This is a genomic window from Streptomyces kanamyceticus (assembly GCF_008704495.1).
In the GTDB taxonomy this organism is placed as follows: domain Bacteria; phylum Actinomycetota; class Actinomycetes; order Streptomycetales; family Streptomycetaceae; genus Streptomyces; species Streptomyces kanamyceticus.
Genome location: NZ_CP023699.1, coordinates 7,901,979 through 7,924,804 on the forward strand (window position 1 = coordinate 7,901,979; position 22,826 = coordinate 7,924,804).

Annotated in this window: 19 protein-coding genes; 14 read left to right on the forward strand and 5 right to left on the reverse strand. The window is 70.7% G+C overall.

The window, feature by feature from the left end; genetic code table 11:
- Nucleotides 1-6: 6 nt before the first annotated feature.
- A complete protein-coding gene (locus CP970_RS34370; RefSeq protein ID WP_055551999.1) occupies nucleotides 7-1,203 on the forward strand; it encodes an acyl-CoA dehydrogenase family protein in 1,197 nt (398 codons plus the stop codon).
- A gap of 39 nt (nucleotides 1,204-1,242) precedes the next feature.
- Here the strand turns inward: CP970_RS34370 and CP970_RS34375 are convergent, their stop codons facing one another.
- A complete protein-coding gene (locus CP970_RS34375) occupies nucleotides 1,243-1,692 on the reverse strand; it encodes a cell division protein SepF (protein WP_055552001.1) in 450 nt (149 codons plus the stop codon).
- Nucleotides 1,693-1,983: 291 nt separating this feature from the next.
- On the opposite strand from CP970_RS34375, the gene CP970_RS34380 reads away from it, so the two are divergent.
- Nucleotides 1,984-3,267, forward strand: coding sequence for a DUF5685 family protein (locus tag CP970_RS34380; RefSeq protein WP_191094985.1), 1,284 nt, complete (start codon nucleotides 1,984-1,986; stop codon nucleotides 3,265-3,267).
- A gap of 39 nt (nucleotides 3,268-3,306) precedes the next feature.
- Here CP970_RS34380 and CP970_RS34385 read toward each other — a convergent pair whose 3' ends face one another.
- Nucleotides 3,307-4,266 (reverse strand): ABC transporter substrate-binding protein, encoded by a 960-nt coding sequence (locus CP970_RS34385; protein ID WP_055552005.1) that lies wholly within the window; start codon nucleotides 4,264-4,266, stop codon nucleotides 3,307-3,309.
- A gap of 515 nt (nucleotides 4,267-4,781) precedes the next feature.
- Between CP970_RS34385 and CP970_RS34390 the strand changes: the two genes are divergently transcribed.
- The 12 genes from CP970_RS34390 (at nucleotide 4,782) to adhE (ending at nucleotide 19,845) form a co-directional block, all read left to right on the forward strand.
- Nucleotides 4,782-5,648, forward strand: a complete 867-nt coding sequence (locus tag CP970_RS34390) for an amino acid ABC transporter permease (protein ID WP_055552007.1) — start codon at nucleotides 4,782-4,784, stop codon at nucleotides 5,646-5,648.
- Nucleotides 5,645-7,387 (forward strand): FAD/NAD(P)-binding protein, encoded by a 1,743-nt coding sequence (locus tag CP970_RS34395; RefSeq protein ID WP_055552008.1) that lies wholly within the window; start codon nucleotides 5,645-5,647, stop codon nucleotides 7,385-7,387. The genes CP970_RS34390 and CP970_RS34395 overlap by 4 nt, the downstream gene beginning before the upstream one ends.
- 42 nt (nucleotides 7,388-7,429) lie before the next feature.
- Nucleotides 7,430-8,317: an amino acid ABC transporter permease gene (locus tag CP970_RS34400; protein WP_055552010.1), complete on the forward strand. Its 888-nt coding sequence runs from the start codon at nucleotides 7,430-7,432 to the stop codon at nucleotides 8,315-8,317.
- The gene (locus tag CP970_RS34405) at nucleotides 8,314-9,075 is read left to right on the forward strand and encodes an amino acid ABC transporter ATP-binding protein (RefSeq protein ID WP_055552012.1); all 762 of its coding nucleotides are present in this window, start codon (nucleotides 8,314-8,316) and stop codon (nucleotides 9,073-9,075) included. The genes CP970_RS34400 and CP970_RS34405 overlap by 4 nt, the downstream gene beginning before the upstream one ends.
- Nucleotides 9,076-9,085: 10 nt before the next feature.
- Nucleotides 9,086-10,060, forward strand: coding sequence for an ABC transporter substrate-binding protein (locus tag CP970_RS34410; protein ID WP_055552015.1), 975 nt, complete (start codon nucleotides 9,086-9,088; stop codon nucleotides 10,058-10,060).
- 87 nt (nucleotides 10,061-10,147) lie between these two features.
- Nucleotides 10,148-11,209 (forward strand): LLM class flavin-dependent oxidoreductase, encoded by a 1,062-nt coding sequence (locus CP970_RS34415; RefSeq protein ID WP_055552017.1) that lies wholly within the window; start codon nucleotides 10,148-10,150, stop codon nucleotides 11,207-11,209.
- Nucleotides 11,206-12,513: an NtaA/DmoA family FMN-dependent monooxygenase gene (locus CP970_RS34420; protein ID WP_055552020.1), complete on the forward strand. Its 1,308-nt coding sequence runs from the start codon at nucleotides 11,206-11,208 to the stop codon at nucleotides 12,511-12,513. The genes CP970_RS34415 and CP970_RS34420 overlap by 4 nt, the downstream gene beginning before the upstream one ends.
- A 5-nt stretch (nucleotides 12,514-12,518) precedes the next feature.
- Nucleotides 12,519-13,343: a DUF1684 domain-containing protein gene (locus CP970_RS34425; protein WP_055552022.1), complete on the forward strand. Its 825-nt coding sequence runs from the start codon at nucleotides 12,519-12,521 to the stop codon at nucleotides 13,341-13,343.
- Between the two features lie 277 nt (nucleotides 13,344-13,620).
- On the forward strand, nucleotides 13,621-14,523 hold the full coding sequence (locus tag CP970_RS34430) for a S1 family peptidase (protein ID WP_055552025.1): 903 nt from the start codon (nucleotides 13,621-13,623) through the stop codon (nucleotides 14,521-14,523).
- A 174-nt stretch (nucleotides 14,524-14,697) separates the two neighbouring features.
- A complete protein-coding gene (locus CP970_RS34435) occupies nucleotides 14,698-15,600 on the forward strand; it encodes a slipin family protein (RefSeq protein ID WP_079043800.1) in 903 nt (300 codons plus the stop codon).
- Nucleotides 15,601-15,880: 280 nt separating this feature from the next.
- Nucleotides 15,881-16,960, forward strand: coding sequence for a S1 family peptidase (locus tag CP970_RS34440; RefSeq protein WP_055552027.1), 1,080 nt, complete (start codon nucleotides 15,881-15,883; stop codon nucleotides 16,958-16,960).
- A gap of 254 nt (nucleotides 16,961-17,214) precedes the next feature.
- The gene (gene adhE / locus CP970_RS34445; RefSeq protein ID WP_055552030.1) at nucleotides 17,215-19,845 is read left to right on the forward strand and encodes a bifunctional acetaldehyde-CoA/alcohol dehydrogenase; all 2,631 of its coding nucleotides are present in this window, start codon (nucleotides 17,215-17,217) and stop codon (nucleotides 19,843-19,845) included.
- A 19-nt stretch (nucleotides 19,846-19,864) separates the two neighbouring features.
- Here adhE and CP970_RS34450 read toward each other — a convergent pair whose 3' ends face one another.
- The 3 genes from CP970_RS34450 to CP970_RS34460 are packed head-to-tail and all read right to left on the reverse strand — an operon-like array spanning nucleotide 19,865 to nucleotide 22,771.
- Nucleotides 19,865-21,010, reverse strand: coding sequence for an AAA family ATPase (locus CP970_RS34450; protein WP_055552032.1), 1,146 nt, complete (start codon nucleotides 21,008-21,010; stop codon nucleotides 19,865-19,867).
- Between the two features lie 52 nt (nucleotides 21,011-21,062).
- On the reverse strand, nucleotides 21,063-21,725 hold the full coding sequence (locus CP970_RS34455) for an acetate uptake transporter (RefSeq protein ID WP_055552034.1): 663 nt from the start codon (nucleotides 21,723-21,725) through the stop codon (nucleotides 21,063-21,065).
- Entirely contained in the window at nucleotides 21,722-22,771 is a 1,050-nt protein-coding gene (locus CP970_RS34460) for a hypothetical protein (protein ID WP_055552036.1), read from the reverse strand. The genes CP970_RS34455 and CP970_RS34460 overlap by 4 nt, the downstream gene beginning before the upstream one ends.
- Nucleotides 22,772-22,826: the final 55 nt, after the last annotated feature.

The following is a 22,826-nucleotide window of genomic DNA, read 5'->3' on the forward strand; positions in this document are numbered from 1 at the left end:
GTCCGCATGTCCGCACGCGCCCGCACGCCGCTCCCGCCCTTCGACCCCGCCGATCCGCTCGGCATCGACGATCTGCTCGAACCGGAGGACCTCGCGATCCGCGACACGGTCCGTGGCTGGGCGGCCGACCGGGTGCTTCCGCACATCGCCGAGTGGTACGAGAAGGGCGAGCTGCCCGGCATCCGCGAGCTCGCCCGTGAGCTCGGCTCCATCGGGGCGCTCGGCATGTCCCTGGAGGGCTACGGCTGCGCGGGCGCGAGCGCCGTCCAGTACGGGCTGGCCTGCCTGGAGCTGGAGGCCGCCGACTCCGGCATCCGCTCCCTGGTCTCCGTGCAGGGCTCCCTCGCCATGTACGCGATCTGGCGGTTCGGCTCCGAGGAGCAGAAGCAGCGGTGGCTGCCCGGCATGGCCGCGGGCGAGATCATCGGCTGCTTCGGCCTCACCGAGCCCGACCACGGCTCCGACCCGGCGTCCATGCGTACGCACGCGAAGAAGGACGGCACCGACTGGGTGCTCACCGGACGCAAGATGTGGATCACCAACGGGTCGGTGGCGGGCGTCGCCGTGGTGTGGGCGCAGACCGACGAGGGCATCAGGGGATTCGTCGTACCGACCGACGCGGCGGGCTTCTCGGCCCCGGAGATCAAGCACAAGTGGTCGCTGCGCGCCAGCGTCACCAGCGAACTGGTGATGGACGAGGTGCGGCTGCCCGCGGACGCCGTGCTGCCCGACGTCGTCGGCCTCAAGGGCCCGCTCAGCTGTCTGTCCCACGCCCGCTACGGCATCGTCTGGGGAGCCATGGGCGCGGCCCGCTCCTCCCTCGACGCGGCCATCGAGTACGCCAAGACCCGCGAGCAGTTCGGCCGGCCGATCGGCGGCTTCCAGCTCACCCAGGCCAAGCTCGCCGACATGGCGGTCGAGCTGCACAAGGGCGTCCTGCTCGCCCACCACCTCGGGCGGCGGATGGACGCGGGCAGGCTCAGGCCCGAGCAGGTCAGCTTCGGCAAGCTGAACAACGTGCGAGAAGCGATCGAGATCTGCCGCACGTCAAGGACCATCCTGGGCGCCAACGGGATCTCGCTCGAGTACCCCGTCATGCGGCACGCGACGAACCTCGAGTCGGTCCTCACCTACGAGGGCACCGTCGAGATGCATCAGCTGGTACTGGGCAAGGCGCTCACCGGACTCGACGCCTTCCGGTAGTCCGGCGCCGGTACGTGGTCGCGGTGAGCGGCCCTGCCCCTAGCTCTGGTTGAAGAAGCCGTCCGCGGGGCGGCCCGCGGCCTCGCCGTTCACGATCTGGGTGTGCGCGGGGGTGAGCAGGAAGACCCGCGTCGCCACGCGCTCGATCGAGCCGCGCAGACCGAAGGTGAGGCCGGCCGCGAAGTCCACCACGCGCTTGGCGTCGGTGGCCTCCATGGCCGTGAGGTTCATGATCACCGGGACGCCGTCGCGGAAGAGCTCGCCGATGGCACGCGCGTCCCGGAAGCTGTCCGGGGTCACGGTCCCGATGCGACGTTCCTCCTCCTCGGCCGCCTCCGCCGCCACCCGCACGCGCGGGTCGGTGACCCACGCCTCCGGCTTGTCGGGCCCTTCGGCCCGGTCGTCCTCGTAGCCGTCGTCGTAGTAACGCTCGTCATTGTTGTCGTCGACGAGGCCAAGCCAGGCACTCGCCTTGCGCACCGATCCCATGGACGCCTCCTCTCACAGCGGTTTCCCTGCGTTCCGCATCCCCATGTTCGTCCATGATGCGGATGATGCGCCAAGTGGATAGTCGCCGCGCGGGGGTTTCGTGACGGTACTGGTGCAGAGTCAACACGCCGACGCGCGTTGTCCTCCAAGGGTCTTGCCGTGTACGGCTGCTGACAGTGAGTGAAATATGATTCTTCACGGCGTATGGGTGACGGGCGGTGCGTCCGGGTGAACGGGACTCTCGCTACGATGCCGGAGTTGATCAGTTTCCGGGCTCTCGGGGGAGTCGTCTTGTTCGGAATTGTCAGGCCCTGCAGTCATCGGCTCGGCGAGGGACTCAAGACCCAGTGGATGGCGCACCTGTGCGGGCTCTGCCTCGCGCTGCGCGGCGACCACGGGCAGTTCGCCCGCGTCGTCACCAACTACGACGGGCTCATCATCTCGGTTCTGACGGAGGCTCAGGCCGAGCACGCCACCGGCTGGCGGCGCACGGCGGGGCCCTGTCCGCTGCGCGGCATGCGGACGGCCTCCGTCGCGCGGGGCGAGGGCGCGCGGCTCGCCGCCGCCGTCTCGCTGGTGCTCGCCTCCGCCAAGGTCCGTGACCACGTCGTCGACGGGGACGGGCTGCTCGCGCGGCGGCCGGTGGCCGTCGCGGCCCGCCGCGTGGCCAAGGGCTGGGACAAGGCCGGTGCGCGCGGCGGCGCCGCGGTGGGATTCGACACGGCGGTCCTGCTGGATGCCGTCGAACGGCAGGCCGGGATCGAGTCCTTGGCCGGTCCCGGCACCTCCCTGCTCACCGTGACCGAGCCGACCGAGACGGCCACCGCCGCAGCCTTCGCGCACACCGCCGTGCTCGCCGGGCGGCCGGGCAACGTGACACCGCTCGCCGAGGCGGGGCGGCTCTTCGGCAGGCTCGCGCACCTCCTGGATGCCGTCGAGGACCAGGAAGCTGACGCCGCGTCGGGTGCGTGGAACCCGCTGACGGCGACCGGCACCACGCGGGCCGAGGCGCGCCGTCTCGCCGACGACGCGCTGCACGGCATACGCCTCGCGCTGCGGGACGCCGAGTTCACCGACGGCAAGCTCGCGCACCGGCTGCTCGCGCACGAGCTGGGCAGGTCGATCGACCGGGCCTTCGGGACCGACGCGTGCGGGCACACCCATGAGGTGACGGCCCATCAGGGCGGGTCCTTCGGGCCGCCGCAGGGCGGCGGGCCGTATGGGCCTGCTGCCGGTGGTCCCTACGGCTCGCAGAATCCGTACGGGGGCGGCAACCCGTACGGCGGCGCACCCGGTGCGCCCGGCGGGCCGGGTGGCCCGGGCGGCTTCGGCGGTGGTCCCGAGGGGCCCGGGAGCTTCGAGCCGGGGCCGCCGAAGCCGGGCAAGCGCGGCTTCTGGGCGGGTTGCGCCGTCGCCATCGGACTGTGCTGCACCTGCAAGGTGTGCTGCGCCGACCACTTCGAGGGCCCCTGGTCCCGCAAGAAGCGCGAGGGCTGCTGCAACGCCTGCGGCAGCGGCGACGCGGGCTGCTGCTCGTGCTGCGAGTGCTGCGCGTGCTGCGACTGCGGGTGCTAGGGCGGGCTCGACTCCGAGTGGGGCGTACGTGAGGGGGCGTCAGCCCTTGATCTCCGGCGGGGAGATCCGCGACTTGCCGATCGCCGAGCCCCGCGTACCCCACTTCTTCAGGATGCGGTCGTACGTCCCGTCCTTGATCAGCTGGTCGACCGCGGCCCGGAACGCGGGCGCCAGTTTCGTGCCCTTCTTGAAGGCGAAGCCGACGTCGAGCCGGTGGTACTCGCCGAGGAACTTCAGGCCCTCCTGCTGCCGCACGGCGTACCGCAGGCCGTTGATGGTGGACATCACCACGTCGGCGCGGCCCTGCTGGAGGGCGGGCCAGATCGCGCCCTGCTCGGCGTAGGTCTTCACGCTGTACGGCTTCTTGCCCGCGTCGGCGCAGACGTGCTTGTTGTCCTCCAGGGTCACCTCGAAGGTGGTGCCCGCGCCGGTCGCCACGTTCAGGCCGCAGAGCTGTGCGAAGTCGGTGACCTTGGCCAGCTTGCTGTCCTTGCGGACGGCGAAGCCCTGGCCGTCGTTGATGTACGTCACGAAGTCGATGGTCTTGCGGCGCTCCTCCGTCACGCCGAAGTTGCCCGTGCCCAGGTCGTACTTGCCGCTGTCCAGGGCGGGCAGGATCGCCTCGAAGCTCGCGGCCTCCCGTTTCAGCTTCAGGCCGAGGACCTTGCCGACGGCGTCCGCGAAGTCGATGTCCTGGCCGACGATCGTCCTGCCGTCCTCCAGGTAGGTGGCGCCCGGCGGGGTGCCGCCGACGGAGGAGGCGAGGCTGAGGGTGCCGCGGTCGCGGACGTCCCTGGGCAGCAGCTCCGCCGCGGCCCGGTTCTTCTTGACGGAGGACACCACGTCCGTGGTCGGGATCTTGGCGCTCCCGCCCGCGGGGGCCGCACCGCCCGCGGTGTCCGCGGCACCGCCGGAGCCGCACGCGGTCAGCGTGAGGGTGGCGGCGGTGATCAGGGCGAAGGCCGCCGGGATGCGACGGGAGTGCGGGGACGTGCTCATGGCGTGACGTTCTCCAGCTCGGCAGGGCAGGGCAGGGCGAGGCAAGGCAGGGCGAAGCGGACGTACGAGGGGAGGGGTGTCGCCGCTCACGACGGGGGAGCGGTGACGTACGCGTGTGAAGGCGGGGCCGACGCCGCGCGGGCGTCGCGAAGGAAAGGCGGGAGAGGAGGCGCGGAAGGAAGGCGCGCGGCGGCCGATCGCCCCAGGGGTCCGGCGGAATCAGAACGCGGAAATCGCAGGGGGTCGGCTCAGGAGGACATCAACAGGACGCCGACCACACTCGACCGAAGTCGATGTGGGAGCGCGTGACCAGCCACTGCTGCGGATGCATGGGCCAAGTGGAACAGGCATCCGTTTCCGCGTCAACTGCCGTGAGACGTACGGCTCATATTCTGGACAGCCTTGACAGCGGACGGAAAACGCACCGTAGTCTCAGGGGCGGATCGTGCTGAGGGGCTCGGTCCGTGTGAAGGCACCACCCGTGTTCGAGCTCGTGCATCCACGGAGCCTTCCGCATGTCTTCCGACACCCTCGCCAAAGTGGCAACCGCCCCTCCGCCCGACGATCCCGCCGCACTCCCCGACACCCCGCGCATCGTGCCCCGGCCCCGCGCGGGCCAGTGGGCGGCCGCCGCACTCGTCCTGATCCTGCTGGCGCTCGCCGCCAACTCGGTGATCCGCAACGAGGCGTTCCAATGGGGCCTCGTCGCCGACTACTTCACCTCGGCGTCCGTACTGCGCGGGCTCTGGCTCACCCTCTGGCTGACCGCCGTCGTCATGGTGCTCGGCTTCGGGCTCGGCACGCTGCTCGCCATGGGCAGACTCTCCGGCAACCCCGTGCTCCGTACGGTCAGTTGGGGGTACGTCTGGTTCTTCAGGTCGATGCCGATCCTGGTGCAGCTGCTCTTCTGGTTCAACATCGGCGCCCTGTACCCGGAGGTCTTCGGGGTGCGGACGGTGAACCTGATGGGGCCCGTCACCATCGCCGTCGTCGGGCTGACCCTGCACGAGGCCGCGTACGCCGCCGAGGTGGTGCGCGGCGGGATCCTCTCCGTGGACCGGGGACAGATCGAGGCCGCGCAGTCGCTCGGGCTCGGCCGGTGGCGGCGCTGGCGGCGGATCGTGCTGCCGCAGGCCATGCGGTCCATCGTGCCGCCCGCGGGGAACATGCTGATCGGGACGCTCAAGGGCACCTCGATCGTCAGCGTCATCGCGGTGCAGGACCTGCTCTACTCCGTGCAGCTCGTCTACCACCGCACCTACCAGGTCATCCCGCTCCTGATGGTCGCCACCCTCTGGTACGTCGTGGTCACCTCGGTGCTCGGCGTCGGCCAGTACTACGTCGAGCGGCACTACGCGCGCGGCTCGGAGCGTGTCCGATGAGGCGCTCGCTCGTGATCGTGGGGGCGGGGCCGCGCGGCACCGGGATCCTGGAGCGCATCGGCGCCAACGCGCCGTCCCTGTACGGGGGTTCGGGGCTCGACATCCATCTCGTCGACCCGTATCCGCCGGGCGGCGGCCGCATCTGGCGGCACGACCAGTCGCCGCTGCTCTGGATGAACTCGCAGGCCCAGGACGTCACCATGTTCACCGACGAGACGGTGGAGGTGGCGGGCCCCGTCCTGCCGGGACCCACGCTCGACGAGTGGTCCGGGCTCGACGGACGCACCTTCGCCAGCCGCCGCGAGCAGAGCCGGTACATGGGCTGGGTGTACGAGAGGGCCGTGGCGGGCCTGCCGCGGGACGCCGTCGTCCGGCACCACCGGCGCAGGGCGGTCCGCCTCACCGGCGAGCCCACCGGCCGCCAGGAGGTGTGGCTGGAGGGCGTCGATGCGCCGCTCGTCGCCGACGCCGTCATCCTCACCCAGGGCCATCTCGACGCCGAACTCGACGACGAACAGACCGAGTTGGCGCGCTACGCCGAGCGGAACGGGCTCGTGCACCTGCCGCCCGACTTCACCGCCGACACCGACCTGTCCCGCCTCGCCCCCGGCGAGCCCGTCCTCGTACGCGGCTTCGGCCTCGCCTTCGTCGACCTGATGGTGCTGCTCACCGAGGGGCGCGGCGGGCGCTACGACGGGGAGACCTACCTCCCGTCGGGGCGCGAGCCCGTCCTGTACGTCGGCTCGCGGCGCGGCGTGCCCTACCACTCCAAGATCGGCTACGACTGGTCGGGCGAACGGCCGCCGCTGCCGCGCTACTTGGGGCCGGGTGAGATCGACGAGCTGCTCGCGAGGCCCGACGGCTACGACTTCCGGCGCGACGTCTGGCCGCTCATCGAGAAGGAACTCGGCTTCGCCCACTACCACCGGCTCTTCACCGCCCACCCCGAGCGCACCCGCGCCGCCTGGACGGACTTCGACGAGAAGTACGCGGCCTGCCCGCCGGGCAGCCCCGAACTGGACGCCCTCGTCGCCTCCGCCGTGCCGGACCCCGCCGACCGGCTCGCCCTCACCGCGCTCGACCACCCGCTCTCGGGCGTGCGCCACACCTCGTACGAAGCACTCCAGGACGGCCTGCGCGGCTACATCACCGACGACCTCGCGCGCCGACACGACCCCGGGCACAGCCCCGACCTCGCCGTCTTCCTCGGACTCCTCTCCGTCTACGGGCAGTTGATGCGGCTCGGCGACGTGGGGGAGTGGTGGCACGGCTTCTTCAGCTACCTCGCGTCCGGGCCGCCGGGGCCCCGGCTGCGCCAGCTGCTCGCCCTCTCCCGTGCCGGTGTCGTGCGGTTCCTCGGCGCCGACGTCCGCGTCACCGCCGACGACGGGGTGTTCCGCGCGCAGAGCCCCACCCTGCCGGGGCAGGTCACCGAGGCCCGCGCGCTCGTCGAGGCGCGGCTTCCGCAGCCCACCCTCGCCCGCACCCGCGACCCGCTGCTGCGCGCGCTGCACACCGAGGGGGTCGCGGTGACCGCCGCGGGACTGCTCGCCGTCGACTCCGCCGACGGCCGTGTGCTCGACCGCGCGGGCGCGCCGCATCCGCGCCGCTTCGCGCTCGGCCCGCACACCGACGCGCGCGGCGCGGGCGCCTTCACCAGGCCGCGCACCAACAGCCCCTCGTTCCGGCAGAACGACGCCACCGCACGCGCCGTACTCGACTTGCTCCGCACGCTCTGAGCCCTCCGACTGAGCCCTCCGACTGATCCCTCTGAGGAACCCATGTCCCTGACCGCTGATCCACCTGTCGACAAGGCCGCCGCGAGCCCGCCGGGCGACGACTACGGCGCCCTGAAGATCGTGCCCGTGCGCCACCCCTGGCGGTGGGCCGCCGTCGCCGCGACCGCCGTCCTGATCGCCCAGTTCGCGCACGGTCTCGTCACCAACCCCGCCTGGGAATGGGAGGTGTTCGCCGAGTTCTTCACCGCCGACGTGATCCTCAAGGCGGTCTGGGTCACCCTCCAGCTCACCTTCTACGGCACTGTCATCGGCTTCGTGCTCGGCATCGTCCTCGCCTTCATGCGGCTCTCCGCCAGCCCCTTCCTGAAGTCGGTGGCCTTCGGCTACATCTGGGCGTTCCGCTCCATCCCGCTCATCGTGCAGCTGCTCTTCTGGTTCAACCTCGCCTACCTGTACAAGGAGTTGCAGTTCGGGATCCCCTTCGGGCCCGGCTTCTTCTCCTTCGACACGATGGGCCTGGTCGGCGCGATGAGCGCCGCCGTGCTCGGCCTCGCCCTGCACCAGGCCGCGTACGCCGCCGAGATCGTGCGCGCGGGCGTACTCGCCGTCGACAGCGGGCAGTTGGAGGCGGCCGCCGCGCTCGGCATCCCCAAGCTGCGCCAGGTGCGCAGGATCGTTCTTCCGCAGGCGATGCGGTCGATCCTGCCCAACGCGGCCAACGAGATCATCTCGCTCTTCAAGGGCACCTCGATCGTCTCCGTGATGGCGATCGGCGAACTCTTCTACCAGGTGCAGGTCATCTACGGCCGCAACGGCCGCGTCGTGCCGCTCCTGATGGTCGCCACCGCCTGGTACATCCTGCTGACCAGCGCGCTCTCCGTCCTCCAGCACTACGTCGAACGTCACTTCTCCAAGGGGGCCACGCGATGAGCGCCATGGTCGAACTCCGCTCCGTACGCAAGTCCTTCGGGGCGTTGGAGGTGTTGAAGGGCGTCGACCTGGAGGTCGGCGCGGGTGAGGTCACCGTCGTCCTCGGCCCCTCCGGATCCGGCAAGTCGACGCTCCTGCGCACCATCAACCACCTGGAGAAGGTCGACGGAGGCTGGGTCAGCGTCGACGGGGCGCTCGTCGGCTACCGGCGCTCCGGGGACAAGCTGTACGAGCTGCGCGAGCGCGAGGTGCTCAAGCAGCGGACCCAGATCGGCTTCGTCTTCCAGAACTTCAACCTCTTCCCGCACCTCACGGTCCTGGAGAACATCGTCGAGGCCCCGGTCTCCGCGCTGAAGCGGCCCCGCAAGGAGGCCGTCGCGAGCGCGGAGGCGCTCCTCGCCCGGGTCGGTCTCGCCGACAAGGCGGACGCCTACCCCAAGCAGCTCTCCGGCGGGCAGCAGCAGCGCGTCGCCATCGCCCGCGCGCTCGCCCTGGAGCCGAAACTGCTCCTCTTCGACGAGCCGACCTCCGCGCTCGACCCGGAGCTGGTCGGCGAAGTCCTCGACGTCATCAAGGACCTGGCGCGCCGGGGCACCACGATGATCGTCGTCACGCACGAGATCGGCTTCGCCCGCGAGGTCGCCGACACGGTCGTCTTCATGGACGACGGACAGGTCATCGAGCGCGGCGCGCCCGGCGACGTCCTCGACAAGCCGCAGCACGAGCGGACACGTGCCTTCCTCTCCAAGGTCCTCTAGGAGCCCCTGAATGCCATCCCGACGCACCACCCTCGCCGCCGCCCTCGCCCTGCTCGCCGCCACACCCCTGCTCGGTGCCTGCGGCGGGGACAGCGACGCCGCGACCGGTGGCGGCAAGCCCGGCACCAAGAAGGTCGGCAACATCAACATCGGGCCCGACCAGAACCGCGTACGCGGCGAGAAGGTCGCCTCCATCGCCGCGCTCGTCCCCGAAGAGGTGCGAAAACGCGGCACGCTGCGGCTCGGCGGCGGTGCCGACTCGACCGCGCCGCTCGGCTTCTACGCCACCGACGACAAGACCCGCATCGGCTCCGAGGTCGACCTCGCGATCCTCGTCGCCGACACGCTGGGCCTGAAGCCGACGTTCGAGCAGGTCTCCTGGGAGAACCTCTTCGTCGGCCTGGACAGCGGGAAGTTCGACGGCGTCTTCGGCAACGTCACGGTGACCGAGGAGCGCAAGGAGAAGTACGACTTCGCCACCTACCGCCTCGACAACATCGCCTTCGAGGCGAAGAAGGACGCGGCCTGGAAGGTGCGGGGGCCCGCCGACGTGGCGGGCAAATCCGTCGCGGTCTCCTCCGGCACCAACCAGGAGAAGATCCTCGTCGACTGGAGCGGGAAGAACGAGAAGGCCGGGCGCGAGCCCGTCGACATCAAGTACTTCCAGAAGGACTCCGACTACTACCTGGCCCTCCAGTCCGGGCGCATCGACGCCTACCTCGGGCCCAGTCCTTCGGTGTCGTACCACGTGGCGTCCGCGGGTCAGACGAAGGTCGTCGGGTCGTTGTCCGGCGGGGGCGCCTCGGTCCAGGGGGAGATCGCCGCGACCACGGCGAAGGGGAGCGGGCTCGTCGACGCGTATGCCGCCGCGCTCAACCACGTGATCGCGGACGGGAGTTACTCGAAGGTTCTGAAGCGGTGGGGGCTTTCCGGGGAGGCCGTCTCCAAGTCGCGGGTCAACCCGCGGGGGTTGCCGAAGCCGTAGGTGATCTACCTGCGGGTGCGCTGTGGCCGGGCGCGCAGTTCCCCGCGCCTCTAAAGGGGCGCTCTTTTACTCGGAAAGGTTCAGCTGATGACCACCCTTCATCTCGCCGCCGCCATCGATCTCCCCGGAGCCTACGAAGCAGGTCCCTACGCCGAGTTGGCGCTCCTCGCCGAGGGCGGGGCGCTCGACTTCGTGACGGTCGGGGACTCCTTCGCGCGGCCCGGGCTCGACGCCCTCGCCGTGGCCGCGCGGCTCGCGCCCGCCACCGGGCGGATCGGGCTCGTGCCGACCGTCACGACCACGCACACCGAGCCGTTCCACGTGCAGGCCGCCGTCGCCACGCTGGACTGGGTCAGTCACGGGCGGGCCGGTTGGGCGGTCGAGGTGTCGGCGACCGAGGCGCAGGCCCGGCTGTTCGGGCGGCGCCGGGCCGCGCCGCGCGAGGAACTGTGGGAGGAGGCGGCCGAGTTCGCCGACGTGGCGGCGCGGTTGTGGGACAGCTGGGAGGACGACGCGGAGATACGGGACGTGCCCACCGGCCGCTTCATCGACCGCGACAAGCTGCACTACGTGGACTTCGAGGGCCGCGCCTTCTCCGTACGGGGCCCGTCCATCGTGCCGCGGCCGCCGCAGGGCCACCCGGTGACCGTCGTCGACGCCACAGATCCGCGGGCCCGCGAAACCGCGGCCCGGCATGCCGACGTCGCCCTGGTGCGGGCCGCCTCCGTCGCCCAGGCCGACGCCGCCCGGGCCGAACTGCGCGGGCTCGCGGCGCGGTTCGGGCGCGCCCCGGACTCCCTGCGGGTGTTCGCCGCCCTCGTCGTCGACCTCGGCGGCGGCGAGTACGCCGCGGAGCCTGGCCACGGGGGCGGGCCGCTGCCCACCGCCGAGGGCCCCGCCTACCGGGGCGGGCCCGTCGACCTCGCCGAGCTGATCGCCGACTGGCACCGGGCGGGCGCCGTCGACGGCTTCCACCTCACGCCCGTCGAGCCGCGCCGTGACCTGGAGCGGCTCGTCAACGGCACCGTCGCGCTGCTCCAGCACCGCGGCCTGTTCCGTACCTTCTACCCGGGCAGCACGCTCCGGGAGCACCTGGGCCTCGCCAGGCCCGCCAACCGTTACGCCGCGCTCGCGGGGGAGCCCTCATGACCGAACGTACGCCCAGCAAGCAGATCCATCTGGCCGCTCACTTCCCCGGTGTCAACAGCACCACCGTCTGGTCCGATCCCAGGTCCCGCTCGCACATCGACTTCTCGTCCTTCCAGCACCTCGCCCGCACCGCCGAGCGCGGCCTCTTCGACTTCTTCTTCCTCGCCGAGGGGCTGCGCCTGCGCGAGCACAAGGGGCGCATCCACGACCTGGACGTCGTCGGGCGGCCCGAGGCGCTGACCGTGCTCACCGCGCTCGCCGCCGTCACCGAGCGGCTCGGCCTCGCGGGCACCGTCAACGCGACCTTCAACGAACCCTACGAACTCGCCCGCAGACTCGCCTCCCTCGACCACCTCAGCGCGGGCCGCGCCGCCTGGAACGTGGTCACCACCTCGGACGCCTTCACCGGCGAGAACTTCCGGCGCGGCGGTTACCTCGACCGGGCGGAGCGCTACACCCGCGCCGCCGAGTTCCTCGCGACGGCGCGCGAACTGTGGGATTCCTGGACGCCCGACGGCAGGCAGCGACCGTTCGCGCACCGCGGCCAACACTTCGCGATCGAGGGCGAGTTCACCGTTCCGCGCTCCCCGCAGGGCCACCCGGTGGTCATCCAGGCGGGGGACTCGGCAGAGGGACGCGAATTCGCCGCGTCGGCCGCCGACATCATCTTCACCCGGCACGGCACGCTGGAGGCCGGGCGGGAGTTCTACGCCGACGTGAAGAGGCGCCTCGCCGCGTACGGACGGGAACCCGACGACCTGCTGATCATGCCGGGGGTCAGCTACGTCCTCGGCGACACCGCCGCCGAGGCGCAGGAGAAGGCCGCCGAGATCCGCCGCAAACAGGTCTCCCCGCAGAACGCGATCCTCGCCCTGGAACAGGTCTGGGGTGTGGACCTCTCCGCGTACGACCCGGACGGGCCGCTGCCCGACATCGACCCGGACCCGGGCTCGGAGCTCGTGCAGGGACGGGTGAAGATCGCCGACCCGTTCGCGGTGGCCGCGAAGTGGCGTGCCCTGTCCGAGGCCAAGGGCCTGTCCATCCGGCAGACCGTCATCGAGACCACCGCCCGCCAGTCCTTCATCGGCACGCCGGACGCGGTCGCCGCCGACCTCGCGGAGTTCGTGGCGCGCGACGCCGCCGACGGCTTCATCCTCGTCCCGCACCTCACCCCCGGCGGGCTCGACGACTTCGTCGACCGGGTGGTGCCCCTGCTCCAGGAGCGCGGTGTGTACCGCACGGAATACCGGGGCGCGACGCTGCGCTCCCATCTCGGGCTGCGCGAGCCCGTAGGGAAGGATTGATCACCATGAGCACCGAACACGACACCGTCGCGGCCGCCGAGGCCAACGCCGACGCCGTACGGGACTGGAAGCACTGGCACGAGCGGCGCACCGAGAGCGTCTCGGCCCCCTACGGGCCGCTCTCCCTCAAGGGCACGCACTGGCTCGCCGACCATCCGGAAGGCGAGCTCCCCGAGCTGCCGGGGCGGTGGGCCGAGACGCCGGACGCGGTCGTCCTGACCGCGGGCCCCGGCGACGGCCTCACCCTGGACGGGCGGCCCGTCACCGGAGAGGTGCGGCTGACCGCCGACAGCGGCCCCGTCGCCGACGCGCGCGTGGCGCACGGCGGGCGCCGTCTCGTCGTCATCCACCGCGAAGGGCTCTGGGCGGTACGCGACTTCGACCCCGGCGCCCCCGCGCGCCGGGCCTTCACGGGCATCGACGCCACCGCGTACGACGCGCGCTGGGCCGTGCCGGGGCGCTTCACGCCGTACGGCGAGGACCGCACCGTCACGGTCGGCAACGCGGACGGCAAGGAGCGCGGCCTCGGTCTCGGAGGTGAACTCGCCTTCCGTATCGGGGGAGTCGAGCACACCCTTCAGGTGACCGTGGAGGGGGACGGGTCGCTGTGGGCCGTCTTCGCGGACGCCACCAGCGGCACCTCCAGCTACCGCTTCCGTTTCCTGCGGCCCGCCGCGCCGGACGCCGAAGGCCGCACCACCGTGGACTTCAACCGGACGCTGCTGCCGCCGTGCGCCTTCGCCGACCACTTCCTGTGCCCCTTCCCGCCGCCCGGCAACACCCTCGCCACCGAGATCGCGGCGGGGGAGCGGAACCTTCTCGACCGCTGAGACGTCTGACTGCCGGGACGCCCTGAAGACGGCTCCTGAACCACGGCCGATGACCCGAGCCCCGGTGGCGTACGACAGGTACGGAACCCACCGGGGCCGGTCGGCGTGTATCGGTCGGCGGCCGAAAGACGCCCTTGTGCGGCCTGTCCCGCCCCCCAATACTCCCGAGCAGCGCTTGTCAGGAGCACGGCGTATCCGGAATCAGGGCTTGCTCTTTGGCTGCGCCTCACGGGTCCTCAACCCACAAGGACCCACTGGCTTCCCTCGGGAGGAAAACGTGAGGATCAAGCGCACCATTCCCCGCAGCGGTCCGGTGAGACGCGTCTCGATGCTTGCCGTGGCCACCGGCCTCGTCGCCGCGGGCGCGCTCGCCGTTCCCGCCGCCAGCGCCCACGACGGCACGGCGACGTTCAGCGCCGCGCAGTTGGAACAGGCCAGCGACGCCGTGCTCGACGCCGATGTCGCGGGCACCTCCTGGGGCGTCGACCCCGCGACCGGGCAGGTCGTCGTCACCGCCGACAGCACGGTCTCCAGAGCGGAGATCGCCGAGCTGAGGACGGCGGCGGGCAGCAACGCGGGCGCCCTGAAGATCGAGCGCACACCGGGCAAGTTCCAGAAGTACATCTCCGGCGGGGACGCCATCTACGCGTCCAGCTGGCGCTGTTCGCTCGGCTTCAACGTCCGCAACGGCAGCACCTATTACTTCCTGACGGCCGGGCACTGCACCGACGGCGCGGGCACCTGGTGGTCCAACTCGGCGAAGACCACCGTGCTCGGCACCACGTCGGGCTCCAGTTTCCCGACGAACGACTACGGAATCGTCAAGTACACCAATAACTCGGTCACCAAGTCCGGCACCGTGGGCAGCCAGGACATCACGCGCGCCGCCGACGCGACGGTCGGGCAGAACGTCACCCGGCGCGGCTCCACGACCGGGGTCCACACCGGCCGGGTCACCGCGCTCAACCAGACCGTCAACTACGGCGGCGGCGACGTCGTCTACGGCATGATCAAGACCACGGTCTGCGCCGAGCCCGGCGACAGCGGCGGCCCGCTGTACGCGGGTTCGACGGCACTGGGGCTCACCTCCGGCGGCAGCGGCAACTGCTCGTCGGGCGGCACGACCTTCTTCCAGCCGGTCACCGAGGCGCTGCGCGCGTACAACGTCAGCGTCTACTGACTCCGGTGCACTGAGCGGCCACCGAGTCCGCAGCCAGCAGCGAGTGGGCCCCCGTCCGGTACTCCGGGCGGGGGCCCACCCTTGTGACCCGTCACCCTCTCCCTTTGTGTCCGGCACGGGGTTACCTTCGAAGAGGACGCCCAACACGCCCAATTCGGACCCTGGGGGGCCGGCATGGTCGAGGAGCTGGTGGTGGCGGCGGTGACCGTCGGGTCTCTTGGCGCGGTCTACGTGATGGCGGCGGCGCGCGTCATCAAGCAGTACGAACGCGGCGTGGTGCTGCGTCTGGGCAAGCTGCAACGGTCGGTGCGCGGCCCCGGGTTCACCATGATCGTGCCCGGCGTGGACCGGCTCCGTAAGGTCAACATGCAGATCGTGACGATGCCGGTGCCCGCGCAGGACGGCATCACCCGTGACAACGTCACGGTCCGCGTGGACGCCGTCATCTACTTCAAGGTCATCGACGCGGCCGAAGCGGTCGTGCAGGTGGAGGACTACCGCTTCGCGGTCTCGCAGATGGCGCAGACCTCGCTGCGCTCCATCATCGGCAAGAGCGACCTGGACGACCTGCTGTCCAACCGCGAAAAGCTCAACCAGGGGCTTGAGTTGATGATCGACTCCCCGGCGGTCGGCTGGGGCGTGCAGATCGACCGCGTCGAGATCAAGGACGTGTCCCTGCCGGAGACGATGAAGCGCTCCATGGCCCGGCAGGCGGAGGCGGACCGGGAGCGGCGGGCCAGGGTCATCAACGCCGACGCCGAACTCCAGGCGTCCAAGAAGCTCGCCGAGGCCGCGCACGAGATGTCCGAGGAGCCCGCGGCCCTGCAACTGCGGCTGCTGCAGACCGTGGTGGCGGTCGCCGCCGAGAAGAACTCGACCCTCGTCCTGCCCTTCCCCGTCGAGCTGCTCCGCTTCCTGGAACGGGCGCAGCAGGCCCTGCCGCCGCAGCAGCAGGAGCAGCAGCAAGCGCGGCCGCAGGTTCCGGCGAACCCGGCGAAGCTGCCGGAATCCGGAGCGGAAATGACGGAATTCGGAGAGCCCGACCGCGCCGCGGGGTCGAGAACCGGACAGGACTAGTCCTCACAGGCTGGCGATCGTCCCCTCGCACGCGGTGTTTGCAACGGGAACCGACGTGGCGAGACCGAGGTCGTCCAACCGGTCGGGGGCGCGCGACCGTTGTCGTGCGCGCGTCCTGAAGTAGACCTTGTGTGCGACCGGAGGGCATCGGGATAGTGGGCGAGGCCAAATTGGCATGGACGCGGCTTCTTTAGCGTGGAGACTCCGTGCCGCGTACGCCCTGCGGTCCGTCGGGCCCCCACGCCTGACGGGTCGTTCCCCCCACAGGAGGTCGTGACTTTTGAAGCACCGACGCATACCCAAGCGGCGTGCCGCCGTGGCAGGCGCGGGCATCGCCGCGCTGGTTGCCGCGGGAATCACCTTCCAGACTGCGAACGCGAGCGAGAACTCCCCGGAGCCCACGCCGGACACCCTCTCGGTGGCGAAGGCCGGAAAGCTCGCCTCGTCCCTGGGCAAGGAGCTCGGCACCCAGGCCGCGGGCACGTACTACGACGCCCAGGCCAAGTCCCTCGTCGTCAACGTCCTGAACAAGAGCGCGGCGGACGCGGTCGAGTCGGCGGGCGGCAAGGCCAGAATCGTCGAGAACTCCCTCGCGGAGCTGAAGAGCGCCCGTGCGACGCTGAACGACAAGGCGGCCGTGCCCGGCACCTCGTGGGCGATGGACCCGGCCTCCAACAAGGTCGTCGTCACGGCCGACCGCACGGTCAAGGGCGCCGAGCTCGACAAGGTCTCCGCCATCGTGAAGAGCCTCGGCGGCAAGGCCCAGCTCAAGCACAGCAAGGGCGAGTACAAGGCCCTCATCGCCGGTGGCGACGCGATCTGGGGGAGCGGTTCGCGCTGCTCGCTCGGCTTCAACGTCGTCAAGGGCGGCCAGCCCTACTTCCTGACGGCGGGCCACTGCGGCAACGCGGTCAAGAGCTGGTCGGACTCGCAGGGCGGCTCGGAGATCGGCACCACCGAGGAGTCGAGCTTCCCGGGCAACGACTACGCCATCGTGAAGTACACGGGCGACACCCCGCACCCCAGCGAGGTCAACCTCTACGGCGGCACCCAGGCGATCAGCAAGGCCGGGGACGCCACGGTCGGCCAGAAGGTGCAGCGCAGCGGCAGCACCACCCAGGTCCACGACGGTGACGTCACCGCGCTCGACGCCACGGTCAACTACCAGGAGGGCCAGGTCGACGGTCTGATCCAGACCACGGTCTGTGCCGAGCCCGGTGACAGCGGCGGCGCGCTCTTCGCCGGTGACACCGCGCTGGGTCTCACGTCGGGCGGCAGCGGTGACTGCTCGTCCGGTGGCGAGACCTTCTTCCAGCCGGTGCCGGAGGCCCTGTCGGCCTACGGCGCGGAAATCGGCTGATCTCAGCGGAATGAGCCCCGCCCCGGAAAACGGGGCGGGGCTTTTTTCCGATTCCTTGTGAAAAGTTTCACGAGCGCGTGAGGGTCTAAAGACCCTTGGTGTTTGTGCAGGTCATGGCGGGTTTTGGTGGCCTCTCTGATGTTTCCGAGGGACTTTCTGCCTGCCGAGTGGGGCCTTTTCCGGCGTCCCCGGCGGAACGCAAAGGTGTGGAATTGGAGGCGTAGCGAAAAGGTCTCAACGAAGGAGTACCCGCCATGCAGGCCAAGGAGATGGTGGACGGACTCGTCGAGAGGGCGCTCGCCGCGCTCGACCGGTTCGAGTCGTACGACCAGGAGCAGGTCGACCACATCGTCAAGAAGGCCTCCCTCGCCGCGCTGAGCCAGCACGGGGAGCTGGCGCGGCAGGCGGTCGAGGAGACCGGCCGCGGCCTCTTCGAGGACAAGGCCGTCAAGAACCTCTTCGCGTGCGAGCACGTCGTCAACTCGCTGCGCGGACTGAAGACCGCGGGCGTCATCGCCCGCGACGAGCTGAACGGCATCACCGAGATCGCCGAACCGGTCGGCGTCGTCTGCGCGATGACCCCGGTGACCAACCCGACCTCGACGACGCTCTTCAAGGCGCTCATCGCCCTGAAGACCCGCAACCCGATCGTCTTCGCCTTCCACCCCAGCGCCCAGCGCTGCTCCGCCGAGGCCGCCCGGATCGTGCGCGACGCGGCGATCGAGGCGGGCGCGCCCGAGAACTGCGTGCAGTGGGTCGAGGAGCCCTCGATGGAGGCCACCGGCCTTCTCATGAACCACGAGGGTGTCTCCACCATCCTCGCCACCGGCGGCAACGCGATGGTCAAGGCCGCCTACTCCTGCGGCAAGCCCGCGCTCGGCGTCGGCGCGGGCAACGTACCCGCCTACGTCACGCGCAGCGGCAAGCTGCGCCGCGCCGTGCACGACATCGTGCTCTCCAAGTCCTTCGACCACGGCATGATCTGCGCCTCCGAGCAGGCCGTCATCCTCGACCAGGAGATCTACGAGGAGGGGCTCGCGGAGTTCCGGCGGCTCGGCGCGTACGTCCTCACGGCGGCCGAGAAGACCAAGCTGGAGGAGTTCGTCTTCGGCACCACCGCCTTCGCCAACAACTGCTCGGGCGCCAAGCTGAACGCGGCCGTCGTCGGCAGGTCCCCGCAGTGGATCGCCGAACAGGCCGGGTTCTCCGTGCCGGAGGGCACCTCGGTGATCGTCGCCGAGTGCGCGGAGGTCGGCGAGGGCGAGCCGCTCACCCGCGAGAAGCTCTCCCCGATCCTGGCCGCACTGAAGGCCGAGGACACCGAGCACGGGCTCGAACTCTCCGCCCGGATGGTCGAGTTCCACGGACTCGGGCACAGCGCCGCCATCCACACCGAGGACGAGGAGCTCGCCGAGGAGTTCGGCAAGCGCGTCAAGGCGGTCCGCGTCATCGTCAACGCGCCCTCCACCTTCGGCGGCATCGGCGACGTCTACAACTCCTTCCTCCCCTCGCTCACCCTCGGCTGCGGCTCCTACGGGCACAACTCGGTGTCCAACAACGTCTCCGCGGTCAACCTCGTCAACGTCAAGCGGATCGGACGGCGCAACAACAACATGCAGTGGTTCAAGGTCCCGCCGAAGATCTACTTCGAGCGCAACTCGCTGCGCTACCTCGGTGAGATGGAGGGCATCAGGCGCGTCTCGATCGTCACCGACAAGACGATGTCGACGCTCGGGTTCGTCGCCCGGGTGACCGACATCCTCGCGGCGCGGCCCGACGCGGTCACCGTCCAGATCATCGACAACGTCGAGCCCAACCCTGAGCTGGCGACCGTGCGGGCCGGTGCCGCGCTGATGCGGGACTTCCAGCCGGACACGATCATCGGCCTCGGCGGCGGCTCGCCGATGGACGCCGCCAAGATCATGTGGCTGATGTACGAGCACCCGGAGATCGAGTTCGCGGACACCAAGGAGAAGTTCTTCGACATCCGCAAGCGGGCCTTCAAGTTCCCGGGGCTCGGCAAGAAGGCGCAGATGGTGGCCGTCCCGACCACCTCGGGCACGGGCTCGGAGGTCACTCCCTTCGCGGTCATCTCCGACCCGGAGGCGGCGCAGAAGTACCCGCTCGCCGACTACGCGCTCACCCCGAACGTCGCGATCGTCGACCCGGTCCTGCCGATGGGGCTGCCCGCCACCGTCACCGCCGACTCCGGCTTCGACGCGCTGACCCACGCCACCGAGGCGTACGTCTCCGCCTACTCGAACGACTACACCGACGGGCTCTGCCTCCAGGCGATCAAGCTCATCTTCGAGAACCTGGAGCGGTGCGTCGTCAACGGCCCCAAGGATCCCGAGGCGCGCGAGAAGATGCACAACGCCTCGACGGTCGCGGGGATGGCCTTCGCCAACGCCTTCCTCGGGCTCGTGCACGCGATGGCGCACACCCTCGGCAACACGTTCCACGTCGCCCACGGGCGCACCAACGCGCTGCTGCTTCCGCACGTCATCCGGCACAACGGCACGGTGTCCGGCAAGGCGACGCCGTGGCCGAAGGCCGAGGTCTACCGGGCGCCCGAGCGCTTCCAGGAGATCGCGCGGATGTTGGGGCTGCCTGCCTCAACCCCCGAGGAGGGAGTGGAGTCCTATGCCCGTGCGGTCGAGGAACTGCGTGCCAAGTGCGGTATCCCCGCGTCCTTCCAGGAGGAGGGTGTGGACGAGGCGGCCTTCCTGGCGGCTCTGCCGCAGCAGGCGATGAACGCGTACGCGGATCAGTGCGCGCCCGCCAACCCCCGTATGCCGATGATCGATGAGATGCAGCAGCTCATGCGGCAGGCGTACTACGGCGAGCCCCGAAGGGGCGCGGGGAACGGCGCGACCAGCCACTGACGAGCCGCAGGTTTCGAACTCAGCGCTTCGGCCAGTACCAGAGCGGCTCGTCCAGCATGCTTTCCCGGCCCGCCACCGTTGTCCGGCCCGACTCCTTCACCAGTTCTATGGAGTTGATGTCGAAGCGGTGGCGGGCCGCTCCCTTCGCCACCGCGTCCGCCAGTTCCTGGGCGTGGGTCACCAGGACGACCTGGGTGTCCTTGGTCGCCGCGACGATCAGGTCGGCGAGCGGGCGGAGCAGGTCGGGGTGCAGGCTCGTCTCCGGTTCGTTCAGGACGAGGAGGGACGGCGGGCGGGGGGTGAGGAGCGCGGCGGTCCACAGGAGGTAGCGCAGGGTGCCGTCGGACAGCTCGGCGGGGCCCAGGGGGCGCAGCAGTCCGCGCTGGTGCAGCTGGAGTTCGAAGCGTCCTCCGTTGTCGACGACGCGGACCTGGCTGCCGGGGAAGGCGTCCGCCACCGCCTCGTCGAGCGCCTCTTCGTCGCCGATCTCGCGGATGGTCTGCAGCGCCGCCGCCAGGTCCGCGCCGTCGTGGGTGAGGACCGGGGTGCGGGTGCCGATGCGGGCGGCGCGGGCGGGCGCGTCGGCGTCGGTGCGCACGTGGTCGTAGAACCGCCAGGAGCGGATCAGCTCGCGCAGCCGCAGCAGGTCGGGGGCGAGCTGGGGGTCGGCGAACTCGCTGAGCATGCTGTCGTACGGCTTGATGCCCTGGGAGCGGTGCCAGCCGCCGTCGGCCGTGCGGGTGCGCACGGCGGGGCCCGCGCGGTCGCAGAGCAGCGCGGCGGTCCGCAGCACGGGCCCGGCCCAGGTGGACTCGCGCTTGATCTCGGGGTCGAGGGCGAACATGGAGCGGGCGCCGCCGGCGCCGGGTCCTGGCTGGGGGACGCCGAAGTCGACCGCGTACCCGAACTCGTCCCCGGCGAAGCCCAGCTTGAGCCCGGCCGGTTCCGCCTTGCGCTCGCCCGCCCACATGGCGGACGGCAGGCCGCCCTCGCGGGCCAGCGCCGCGACCGCGCCGCCCGTGGCGGAGTCGGCGAGCAGCCGAAGGGAGCGGTACAGGCTGGACTTTCCCGTGCCGTTGGCGCCGGTGATCACGTTCAGCCGGTCCAGCGGGACGATCAGCTTGCGCAGGGAGCGGTAGTTCTCGACGGCGAGTGTGCGGATCATGCGTGTCAGCCTCGCACCCGGGTCTGACAATTCACCTCGGGAAGCAGCCCGATCACGTCTCGGGCACGACGTCCGGCGCGTCCGGCGCGAGGAAGCGGCCCATCGGCAGGACGGGGCGGCCCCAGGTGGACGCCATCACCTGACCGGCGAGCAGGTAGAGCGCTCCAGCGGTGGCACCGAGCCCGAACCAGCCCGCGACCCGGTTCCAGCCGACCGCGCCCGTGAAGCCGTTGCAGGTCATCGCGACGAAGACGACGAGGACGCAGGTGAAGGTGAGCAGCAGTGCCAGATGGATGCGGAAGCTCGCCAGCCACAGCACGAAGACCACGAACACCCAGGGCAGGGTGAACAGCCCCATCGTGTCGCCGCGCAGCGACGGGTCGAGGCCGGGAAGCACCCAGAGCAGCATCAGCGACTTCGCCATCCAGAAGAGCCCGAAGCCGCCGAAGACCGTGGCGTGCCAGGTGTCGCCGCGCTGCGCCTGGAAGAGCCCGGCGAGCAGCTGCGCGAGCCCGCCGATGAAGAAGCCGACCAGGGGCACCACCGAGTGCAGGAGCTTCTCGGGGAAGACGCCCGCGTCGATGCCGGTGGCGATCATCGTGACGACGATGAAGCCGGTCAGCCCGAGCGGGCCCAGCTGGGCCTGCGCGGTGGGCTCCATGCGCTTGACGGAGACCGCCTGGGCCGCGGGCCCCGAGCGGTGCGGGAAGTTCACCCGGTGCCTTTGCCGAACCCGCTGGCGGTCAGGTCGATCGAGCCGGTGTTGTGCTTGGTCCTGCGCCGGGCGGACAGGGCGATGGTGACGGCGACGCCGAGGACCGCCCAGGCGGTCAGGACGAGGAGCGGTCCGGTGACCGCGTTCCCCTCGAAGTACGCGATGGAGCGCGCCACCCAGGTGCCCGCGCCCGGCGGCAGCCAGGGCCCGATCGCCTCCCAGAAGGGCGGCAGCATCGGCAGCGGGAAGGCGCCGCCCGCGCTCGGGTTGCCCGCGATGACGACGAGCAGGACGGCCAGGCCGATGCCCACGATGCCGGTGAGCGACTGCAGGGCGAGCGTGATCGCGCCGACCCCGAAGATCACCAGGGCGCCGAGGCCCCACAGGCCCATGATGCTGCCGGGCAGGGCGCCGAGGATCGGCCCGATGATGATCGCGCCGCCGAGTCCGCCGACGATCGAGTAGAGCGCCATGGTGCCGAGCCTGATCACCGCGCGCGGCACGTTGGCGGCCCGGGAGCCCGCGCTGATGGCGAGGATCGAGGCGCACAGATAGCCGCCGACGCACCAGCCGACGACCAGGTAGAAGGAGGAGAGCCCGTTGAAGTCCTGCTTCGACGCGGGGGCCACGTCGACGGTCTTCACCGCGCGCTTCTCGGCGCCTTCGACCTTGGCGGTGAGCTCGGTCAGGGTCCTGGAGAGGGCGGTGCCGCCGCCGGAGGCGACCAGGAGGGTGTCGGTGGTGCCGCGCGGGTCGACGATCAGCGCGCCGTCGATGTCCCTGTTCATGATCTTGTGGCGGGCGAGGCCCTCGTTCTCGACCACCCGGGGGTCGAGCGGTTCGCCGGGGAGCTTCTTCAGCCGGTCGGCGGTCTGCTGGGCCGCGGGGCCCGGGGCGACCACTCCGAAGGCCACGTCCTTGGGTTTCGGGTTGTGCAGGGCCCCTACGTAGGAGGCGATGAACAGCAGCTGCAGGGCGAGTACGCCGATGACGAGCAAGGCTGCTCGCGGAGTGACGGCGCTCTTCAATTCGTCGGCGAACCTCATGCCTCCACGCTCCGGGGCTTCGAGCGTTTCCGCAGGTGGGATGGGCCGAACGGAC